Source organism: Christiangramia echinicola DSM 19838 (assembly GCF_000423065.1).
In the GTDB taxonomy this organism is placed as follows: Bacteria; Bacteroidota; Bacteroidia; order Flavobacteriales; family Flavobacteriaceae; genus Christiangramia; species Christiangramia echinicola.
Genome location: NZ_AUHG01000017.1, coordinates 164,569 through 174,163, shown reverse-complemented (window position 1 = coordinate 174,163; position 9,595 = coordinate 164,569). Strand labels below are relative to the sequence as shown.

The 9,595-nt window shown below is 31.1% G+C and carries 10 protein-coding genes; 9 read left to right on the top strand and 1 reads right to left on the bottom strand.

The features are described 5' to 3' along the window. Nucleotides 1-430 precede the first annotated feature (430 nt). Nucleotides 431-1,519, bottom strand: a complete 1,089-nt coding sequence (locus G530_RS16970; protein ID WP_051199795.1) for a serine hydrolase domain-containing protein — start codon at nt 1,517-1,519, stop codon at nt 431-433. Nucleotides 1,520-1,749: 230 nt separating this feature from the next. Between G530_RS16970 and G530_RS16965 the strand changes: the two genes are divergently transcribed. The 9 genes from G530_RS16965 (at nt 1,750) to G530_RS17935 (ending at nt 9,522) form a co-directional block, all read left to right on the top strand. Next, a complete protein-coding gene (locus G530_RS16965; RefSeq protein WP_051199794.1) occupies nt 1,750-2,703 on the top strand; it encodes a sensor histidine kinase in 954 nt (317 codons plus the stop codon). After that, nucleotides 2,700-3,398, top strand: a complete 699-nt coding sequence (locus G530_RS0113555) for a LytR/AlgR family response regulator transcription factor (RefSeq protein WP_026935053.1) — start codon at nt 2,700-2,702, stop codon at nt 3,396-3,398. The genes G530_RS16965 and G530_RS0113555 overlap by 4 nt, the downstream gene beginning before the upstream one ends. Nucleotides 3,399-3,550: 152 nt before the next feature. After that, entirely contained in the window at nt 3,551-4,228 is a 678-nt protein-coding gene (locus G530_RS0113550) for a tetratricopeptide repeat protein (protein ID WP_026935052.1), read from the top strand. 158 nt (nt 4,229-4,386) lie between these two features. Then, nucleotides 4,387-5,214 carry an alpha/beta hydrolase gene (locus G530_RS0113545; RefSeq protein WP_026935051.1) on the top strand — a complete coding sequence of 276 codons (828 nt, stop codon included), beginning with the start codon at nt 4,387-4,389 and terminating at the stop codon, nt 5,212-5,214. Nucleotides 5,215-5,450: 236 nt separating this feature from the next. Beyond that, the gene (locus tag G530_RS0113540) at nt 5,451-6,020 is read left to right on the top strand and encodes a Crp/Fnr family transcriptional regulator (RefSeq protein WP_026935050.1); all 570 of its coding nucleotides are present in this window, start codon (nt 5,451-5,453) and stop codon (nt 6,018-6,020) included. A gap of 69 nt (nt 6,021-6,089) precedes the next feature. Then, a complete protein-coding gene (locus G530_RS0113535) occupies nt 6,090-6,683 on the top strand; it encodes a hypothetical protein (RefSeq protein WP_035716458.1) in 594 nt (197 codons plus the stop codon). Nucleotides 6,684-6,786: 103 nt separating this feature from the next. Next, entirely contained in the window at nt 6,787-8,262 is a 1,476-nt protein-coding gene (locus G530_RS0113530; RefSeq protein ID WP_026935048.1) for a serine hydrolase domain-containing protein, read from the top strand. A 249-nt stretch (nt 8,263-8,511) separates the two neighbouring features. Beyond that, entirely contained in the window at nt 8,512-9,099 is a 588-nt protein-coding gene (locus G530_RS17385; RefSeq protein WP_051199793.1) for a DinB/UmuC family translesion DNA polymerase, read from the top strand. 201 nt (nt 9,100-9,300) lie between these two features. Next, the gene (locus G530_RS17935; protein ID WP_051199792.1) at nt 9,301-9,522 is read left to right on the top strand and encodes a DUF4113 domain-containing protein; all 222 of its coding nucleotides are present in this window, start codon (nt 9,301-9,303) and stop codon (nt 9,520-9,522) included. Nucleotides 9,523-9,595 lie beyond the last annotated feature (73 nt).

Genomic DNA, 9,595 nt, shown 5'->3' with positions numbered 1-9,595 from the left:
AAATATAGCCTGATCTGGTATTATCGAATACCCGATGTTTACTATGGTTATGAAGGAAAACATCTAAGGTCTTTTTGGATACATCAATCCCTACAGCTAACTGGTAATTTTTCATATCTTTAAAATCGATTTAAAATGAAGTTGCGTTAACTATCTCCTTTAACGGGTTCCGCTAAGACCTGGTATTCCAATTAGTTCTTCGCAACAATAGTAGAAGCTAAGGGGACTCTTACGATTAATGGTGCCTAACTAGAGACCGTTATAGTTCTCCCCTTAGTTCTCTCTTAAAATATGAAAACAAAGTAAAGGAGACCGTTGTAGCACATTCTGACCCGTCCTGAATAAAGGCTACATAATTTTAAACATTATGTACAAAAACAGTGAATGTTCAACTTATGGACATTCACTGTTAAAATAAGAGAAAATATAATTAGTTGCTTCCATGCCACTTGGCCCAATCTTTCATACTTCCAAATAAGACATTCCTTCCATTTGAGCCATTGGTAAGTACAATAATACCAGATTTCGATTCAAAATCGAGCATAAAACCAGATTGCCATCCTTCATTAGAACCACCATGACCAGATAATGTGAAATCCCCAAAACGATTCATAATCATATAACCCATTCCGTAATTCCCTTTTGATAGTTCGGTAGGTTCTATTAAAAGAGCAATGCTTTCTTCTGACAAAACAGGATTTTTTGAAAATGATGCTTTTGCAAAAAGAATAAGATCATTAAGTGTTGTATGTAAACCAGCTGCTGCTTGCGCATTGAAAAGGCGTAATGGAATTTCCTTTGCATCTTCATCATATGCCTTTGCAGATTTTTTTAAAACCTTTTTACTAATATTAAAACTTGTCTGTTTCATTCTCAAAGGCTTAAAAATATTTTCTTTCATGTAATCCGCAAATGATTTGCCACTAACGTTTTCAATAACTAATTGTAATATAGAATAACCACCACCTGAATATTTCCATTTGCTTTCAGGTTCCATAACGAGTTCTACAGCCTCATCTGAATTAGTAGTTCCGGATAACGACTCACCAATCGAAGTTAATTCATCTTTAGTTTCATAACCGCTGTAACCATGAACAGACAAACCTGCAGTATGTTGTAATAGGTTCCTTATGGTTACTTTATCTGAATCAAATTCACTAGATGGTAATTTCCAATTCAAAATATATTTTGAAACAGGAATATCTAAATTAAGTTTTCCTTCTTCTACCAATTTCATAATTCCCCAAGCGGTAAACATTTTTGATATAGATCCAATATTAAAGCCTGTTTTACTATTAACAATCTCATTTTTTTTTACATCAGAAAATCCATATCCCTTTTTAATAATCACTTGACCATCTTTAATAATAGCCAATGCCAATCCAGGTACTTTATTGTCTTGCAATGCCTTTGGTGTAGTTTCATTTAAAGTTTTTAATAGTTCCTTCTCAGAACTCGTTTGAGCATTTACAAATAAGGTTGATAATGCGATTGTAATAATTGTAATTAAAGTTTTCATATGTATTTAGTTTTAAATTCGATGCAAACCTAGAGCTGAATATTCGTTATTTAGAACTATTTTGATGAAGCTAACGTGTCAAATGGTAATCAACTCATTATAATATTTAAAGTACCTTTATCATTAAATTTGATACGTTTGGAATATGAAGAGAGACGTTCATAAAATAAAAATTGCAACCTTGAATATGCAATATAGATTTGTGTCAAAATCATAAATAAATTAAAATCATGACACATAAAAAACTTTATAAGGCAACAGCAATTCTATCTGGAATCATCATTATATTAATGCTAATTTTAAGAAACGCTCAAAGCGAAATTTTCACAGTACTATCAAGCACATTGGGCTTAGTTATTTTTTACACCCTTTTGTATTATCTCTTTCAAACTGAAAAGATAAAATTTGGAACGTCTAACCTTCGATTAAAATATCTCGTTTTAGGAATAAGTATTCCTCTTTTAATATTTGCTATTGATGTTACCACAGATTTAGATGGAGGTTTCCTAAAGAATAGCGTAAGAATTCTTTTGGCAATTGAAATTGCATACTTAATTTTCTATTGGACCTACGAATACCGAAAAAGAATTCAAAAACTTAAAAAAGATAAATTGGAAGCAGAATTGATGCTTTTAAAAAATCAAATAAATCCACATTTTTTCTTTAATACATTAAACAATTTATATTCCTTAATAAAGAAAGATGCTGATGCAGCTCAAGATTATGTTTTAAAATTATCCGATTTAATGCGATTTACCATTTATGATAGTGGTAAAGAAAGTGTAAAACTAAAAGACGAAGTAAGCTATTTAATAAATTTTATTGATTTGCAAACGGCCAGATACCACAAAGATATTGATGTTAATTTTGAAAAAACGATTAAGAATTCAGATGCAAGTATAGCCCCTTTACTGTTTATCATCTTATTAGAAAACGCTTTTAAGCATGGTGTTGAAAGAGCTACTGAAAATGCATTTGTTCATATAAAACTTATAGAAGATGATAATAAGGTAAGTTTTGCAGTCAAGAATAATTATGATACTGATGAATCATTAGAAAACAAAGGTATTGGACTCAAAAACTTAAAAGACCGCTTAAATTTATTATATCCAAATACACATACATTACATAATAGTATTGAAGAAAACATCTATTCAACAACATTAGAAATATATAAGAAATGATAAAATATATAATTGTAGACGATGAGACAGCCTCGCATGATAATATTAAAGATTATGCGAGTAACTTGACCTACCTATCATTCCAAAAAAGTTGTTATAATGCTTTTGAAGCTCTTGAATATTTAAATAAACATTCAATTGACCTTATCTTTTTAGATATTAATATGCCTAAACTTTCTGGTTTAGAATTTTTAAAGACACTTTCTAATCCGCCAAAGATTATTATTACCACAGCCTATGAAGAATTTGCATTAGAAGGTTATGAGTTGAATATTGACGATTATTTATTAAAGCCATTTAATTTTAGTCGTTTTGTAAAATCTGTTAGTAAAGTTTCCGATGCATTAGCTAATAAATCAATATCAATACAAAATTCTGAAACCAACGAAGGTGCTAAAATCTTTATAAAAGAAGATAAAAAATACTATCAGATTAAGTTAAAAGACATTCTATTTATAGAAGCTTATGGAAATTATGTAAAAATTAATATGGTTGACAGAATAATTGTTTCGCACCAAACATTAACATCCTTTACACATAATCTACCTGAAAGTCAATTTATAAGAGTGCATAAATCATTTATTATTTCAATTGATAAAATAGAACTAATTGAAGGTAATAGAATACATATAAAGGATCACAAAATTCCAATAGGCAAAATGTATAAGCTTAACATAAATGGATTAATAAAATAAAATATTCAAAAACGTGCTACAACAACGTGTATAATTCATTGCTAGTTATAGCCTACTTACGAAAGTCCTCGCGAACTTTCTATCTGTGATTTATTTGCTAACTTTAGTGCTTAAACAACGCAACGAAATCATACACAAACACGTTGTAAGCAATGCTTAAACAAATTTTCTACATATTAATTTTAATTGTACTTAGTGGATGTGACTTTGCTACTCCAGAAGAATACTATAATGAAGCATATGAACTTGAAGAACAAGGGAGGTTTGAAGAAGCTATTCAAATTTTAGATAAAGCAATTGAAAAAAGACCTGATTTTAAACCCGCTTTATTAAATAGAGGAGCAGACAAATCTATACTGAGAAATTATAAAGGAGCTATTGAAGATTATAAACAAATTTTGGCATATGATAGTGATAATACTTTAGCATTAATCAATATTGGTAATAACTATAAAAGACTAGAAGATTATAAAAACTCCATATATTATTACAATAAAGCATTAAATTCTAAGGGTGCGATTAAATCTGACAGTACTTATATAAAGATTAATTTACAGAACCAAAGGGAACAAGAATCTGACTATTTTATCCGCCAATATGAAATAGAGTTTGAGCGTGGTGTTTCCTTCATGTATTTAAAAAAGTATCACCTTGCAATTCAAGATTTAAAGCAAGCAATCAAATACAATTTCGAAGCACCAGATGCAGCTAGTTGGATTGGTCAAGCATATTACCATTTAAATGATACTTTAAAAGCTAAAAAATATTTGAAATTTGCATCTAAACAAGGATTACTAGATGCTGAGGAACTATTAAAAAAATTGAAGTAAAGCACAGCTTACAACAACGATTCATCGCAAATAGCCGGTATCGTTAGTAAGAAAATAATTAAATTCACCAACAAATCAGGTCTAAGCCGACAATGCCGCGGTCCCTACTCCGCCAACTGGCGATAACCGAGACCGGTACCAAACATATAAAGCAAACTATGAGAACTTTTACATTTGTAATTTTATGTATTCTTCTTTTCGGAGCACAAACGACGTTCGGACAGAATAAAACGGATATTATAATTGGAAGTCAGTTCATTATTAAATCTAGTATTTTAAATGAAGAAAGAACTTGTTTAATAAGTATTCCTGACTCATATAATGATTCAACTGAAGTGGCGAAAAAATATCCAATTATCATATTATTGGATGGATATACTCATTTTAAAACAGCATCTGGAATAGTACATTTTATGAGTTCCAATAGAAACCGAAACAATTTAATGCCAGAAAGTATTATTATAGCCATAGAAAATGTTGACCGTGAACGAGATTTTACCGTTACAAAAATTAAGACGAAACGGCCAAATACTATGGGAGGTGGAAGGAATTTTTTGAATTTTATTGAGAAAGAGCTAATACCATATGTTGATGAAAATTATAGAACAGAACCGTCTAAAACTCTCGTTGGACATTCTTTAGGAGGTCTACTTACATTAAATTCTTATATGGATAAAAATAGCGTTTTCAATGCTTACATTTCTATAGACCCAAGTATTTGGTGGAGTGAAGAGATGATGAAAAACAAAGTTGATTCTATTTCATCAATATCATTGAATAAAAAACTTTATATAGCTACTGCCAATCAAGGAGAGGCTAGTTACGAGCGGAATAAAAAAAGACACGACTATCTCTATGAATTAATCACAAAGAAATCGAAAGAACCTCTAAATGTCGAAATAAAGTATTTTGACAAGGAAAACCATCGCTCTGTACCATTAATAGCTTTGTACGAAGGTTTAATCTACATTAATCAAGAGAATTGATAATATTGTAGAAAATACGTTTGGTAACAATGTATATAGCTCATAGCTAATTAGTTGCTCAATCGAAGTTAAGGCATATTTGCAAGTTCGCAAAATTTTTAAATTGGACGATTTCCAATAAAAAAGATATATATTAAAATTTAAAAATCTGGCTTGTCCTTAATCCGAAATTTATTTTCTAATTTACACGATACGAGTCATATACAAAACCGCTAGAGCTCATCATAAATAAAAAAATGCACGACAAGATTAGCCCTATTATCCATTCTGTTTCGCCTGTTTCAAGTAAATCAATTTGGAAAATAGAGGATTTAGTCGAATACACTACCATTAAAAAAGGAGAGCCAATAACCACAGTTGGACAAAGGAATAATCTGGAGTATTTTATGATTGAGGGAATCTGCAAAAGTTTTCTAAACACACCCGAAGGAGAAAATGTGACGATTTCTTTTTTCATGTCTAATTCGATAATATCACCAAGTACTACAAGAAATCAAAAGGGTAAATCTGTAATTAATATACAAGCTTTAACAGATGTTGAGATTGCAGCTTTCAATGCTACAGAGTTTGAAAAATTAATGATTGAAGATCTAGAAATTCGAGATTTTGGAAATTCTGTCTTAAGAATTGAACTTATGGCTAAGGTTCAGAAAGAAATAGCTTTGGCTTCACTTAAAGGAAAAGATCGATTACTTCTATTAAGAAAGAATTACCCGAATATCGAAAACCTCGTACCGCATTCTGACATCGCTTCATATTTAGGGATAACTACTATTTCTTTAAGCAGATTAAGAACGCAATCTTAACGCTTATCATTTGTTAATGGAATTGCCTCATAAATTGGCAACCTTTGTTTTCTATTCAAAACAATAATTATGTCAATTTTAAATTCATTCCTTACAAAGACTGCCTCAGTAAAGAAAATATGTATCTCATTTATTGCAAGTCACTTTGTCTTGCTACTGATGATGGTATATACTTTTCCGGTGATCAATAATCAAATTGGGACTAAAGCATTTGACCTCCAACCTTTTGGATATTCGGTTTCTGAAGCAGCATCAATTGTAAACAACTTGAATGATCAAACTACTAGCCTTTACCTTTTCCCGCAATTAACTTTGTTAGATCTACTCTACCCTTGTCTACTGGCGTTGTTCTTAAGTAGTCTATTATTTCGGCTTATTAAAATAACCCGGGCAAAAAGTAAAATCGCATCGATATTCTTGATTATTCCATTTCTGACGATGATGTTTGATTATTCAGAAAACATATGTATCATTTTAATGATTACAAAATCAATTCCGGTCTCTGAAACTATCGTGATCTTATCTAGTATATTTAGTGTTTTAAAAGGAATCTTAACTTCAATTTCATGGATAGCAATATTGGTATACGGTATTAAATGGTTTAAACTGAAAATTCTTGAAAGAAATAAGAAACGAGCTCTAACAAAACCTAAACTGCATTAAAACACAGTTTAGCCGAACCTCTAGCAACAATTTGAATAAAAACTGTAAAATAATAGAAAACAGACAGACTGATTCATCAATCAATCAATCAAAAAATCATAAAATGAATTTATCTATTAAAGCATTATTTTTTGTTTTCATAACTCTTTCAACTTTAAGCTCTTTCTCTCAAAATACAAATAAAGAGCTCTTCAATAAAATTGACACTTATTTGGAGGCAAGCGTAATAAATGGCTTTTCAGGAGTTGTTTTAGTTTCTAAAAAGGGAGAAATTATTTTATCCAAAGGATATGGATGGGCAGATAGGGAAAATAAAATACTCAACTCACCATCAACAGTTTTTAATATTGGTTCTGTAACTAAACAATTTACAGCATCAGCTATATTAAAACTTGTAGAACAAGGAAAAGTTAAAACATCAGATAAAATAAGTTCATATTTTATTCAGACACCAATTGATAAAAGGGATATAACTATTCATCAATTATTAACTCATACATCAGGAATTTCTAATAGAACTGGTGGTTTTAGATATGATGAGGCATGTAAAAAACAGTTTCTAAGAGAATTCTTTGAATCAGAATTACAATCTAAACCAGGTGCAAAGTACCAATATGCAAATGCCAACTACATCATGTTAACGGTTATATTGGAGTCCGTTTCAGGGCAAACGTATAGTTCTTTTCTAAATGACTATTTGTTTGAACCTTCTCAAATGAAAAGCACAGGATATAAAAGTATCAACTTTAGTACAGAACGACTAGCACATGGATACTACTATAATACAAATGATGAGAAATGGACAGATTGGGGAACAACCCAACAACACCTACCTTACAACGATAAACATTGGTATAGTATAGGTAAGGGAGACATTCATTCCACCATTGAAGATTTATATAAATGGCATTTAGTTTTAAAAAACAACGTTGTTTTAACATCAAAAACTAAAGAAATCCAAGAAACACCGTATGTAGCCGAAAATGATAAAATGACTTCGTACTATGGTTATGGTTGGGCAATATCTCAAAGTAGAAGAGACACGAAAATCGTTGCTCATAATGGTAGTAATGGATTGTATTTTGCAGATTTTGTTAGATTTATAGATGATGATGTAGTTGTTATATACATAACAAATGCGTTTTTAGGTAGTGAATCAGAAAACGTTGCTAGAGAAATTGGCAAAATGATTTTTGATTCCAATTATACTGCATCACCAATTTCAAGGAACATTTATGAATTAGTTCAAGAATTTATGAAAACCAATGCATCTTCAAATGCAGGAAAATTACCTGATTTTTTAAAGAAAGAACTTAATAATGAATTTAACGACAATGCAATACTAAATCGACTAGGATATAGCAGATTGAAAAAAGAAGACAAACCTGATTGGGCTTTGGAACTATTTAAACTTAATGTGAAGTTATTCCCTGAAGATGGTAATTTATGGGATTCACTTGGTGAAGCTTACTTAAAATATGACAAAGAAGAAGAAGCTATAAAGAGTTACACAAAGGCAGTGGAATTAGGAAGTGAAGGCTCAAAGAAAATATTGAATGAATTGTTAAAAAAAGACTAGAGTAAAAAACTGTTGCCAAAAATAAATATTCGTAATGCGGGGCAATTTGGTTAATTTGAACATTAAAGCATTTAATAATTAACGTAGCGGTTTAATAGTGAAGTGTCTTGAAATCCCGCACTACGCATATTCGAGCCGTTAGAGTGCAATTCTCCAGTCCTGGAGCTGGCTCTCCGCATCAAGCAAACATATACTTTCCGAATTTACGCCAGACATCGAGATCTATTCTATAGATGAAGCTTTTTACTGTTGGCTGGATTTGAAAAACATTTTGATCTTGGAGCTTATGGAAAAGAAATGATTCTGACGGTGAAAAATAGAACAGGAATACCCACAAGTGTTGGCATTGCACCTACGAAAGCTTTAGCCAAAGTGGCTAATAAAATAGCTAAGAAATTTTCAACACGTATTGGAGGAGTTTATGTTTTGGATAATCCAGAGAAAACCAGGAAGGCATTGTTATGGAAAAAGATTGGCGATGTATTGGGAATTGGCCGACAATACGAAAAAAGGTTACTTGCATTAAATATTAGAAATGCACAGAAATTTGTCGAATTGCATGACGATTATGTTCGGAAAGAGCTTTCTGTGGTAAGATTACGCTTGAAGAGAGAACTTTCTGGCCTTACTACCCTATCACTAGAAGCAACTTCGAAGAAAAAGAATACTGTCACACGAGCATTCGAAATATGTTATAGTGATTATAACGAATTCAAAGAAAGAGTGCCTACTTATGCAGTGAGGATTGGGGAAAAACTTAGAAGACAAGAGAGTAATTTTAGTCTGCTTCAAGTCTTTATACAAACGAATCAATTTAGAAACGATCTAAAGCAGTAATGAGCCAGTATATCTGTCTATACTCCTACTCCAACTAACTTAAGTATTGCTCTCGTCCAAACTGCACTTACTGGACTATCTATGAAATATAAAGAAGGATGTCAGTATAAAAAAGTAGGCATTATAGCATCGAAACTCACCCCAGCAAAATAGAAGCAGTTTAAATTATTTTCACAAGAAAACCCAAAGCATGACCAATTGATGCATTTAGTAGATCAATTAAATTTTAGAGAAAATGGAAAAATTAAATTCGGAGGTCAGGATCTAAGACGGACCTGTAAGATTAAGCAGGAGAAGCTATCAAATAGATTTAGTACTAGATTAAATGAAATTATTAAGGTGAAGAATTCCGAAATTTATTATCATCAAAAAAACAATGCTTCCCTCCCACTTCAACTTGCGACAATCGAGACAATTGCCTAATTTCGGTATTGAATTATTTTTTAACTTACTTAAATATTTTCCCTTCCTAAACTCTAACGATTGACATCTGAAA

What these genes read in the sequence shown, in the direction of transcription:
- G530_RS16970 (WP_051199795.1), bottom strand. Translation starts at nt 1,519, where the DNA reads ATGAAAACTTTAATTACAATTATTACAATCGCATTATCAACCTTATTT.
- G530_RS16965 (WP_051199794.1), top strand. Translation starts at nt 1,750, where the DNA reads ATGACACATAAAAAACTTTATAAGGCAACAGCAATTCTATCTGGAATC.
- G530_RS0113555 (WP_026935053.1), top strand. Translation starts at nt 2,700, where the DNA reads ATGATAAAATATATAATTGTAGACGATGAGACAGCCTCGCATGATAAT.
- G530_RS0113550 (WP_026935052.1), top strand. Translation starts at nt 3,551, where the DNA reads ATGCTTAAACAAATTTTCTACATATTAATTTTAATTGTACTTAGTGGA.
- G530_RS0113545 (WP_026935051.1), top strand. Translation starts at nt 4,387, where the DNA reads ATGAGAACTTTTACATTTGTAATTTTATGTATTCTTCTTTTCGGAGCA.
- G530_RS0113540 (WP_026935050.1), top strand. Translation starts at nt 5,451, where the DNA reads ATGCACGACAAGATTAGCCCTATTATCCATTCTGTTTCGCCTGTTTCA.
- G530_RS0113535 (WP_035716458.1), top strand. Translation starts at nt 6,090, where the DNA reads ATGTCAATTTTAAATTCATTCCTTACAAAGACTGCCTCAGTAAAGAAA.
- G530_RS0113530 (WP_026935048.1), top strand. Translation starts at nt 6,787, where the DNA reads ATGAATTTATCTATTAAAGCATTATTTTTTGTTTTCATAACTCTTTCA.
- G530_RS17935 (WP_051199792.1), top strand. Translation starts at nt 9,301, where the DNA reads ATGCATTTAGTAGATCAATTAAATTTTAGAGAAAATGGAAAAATTAAA.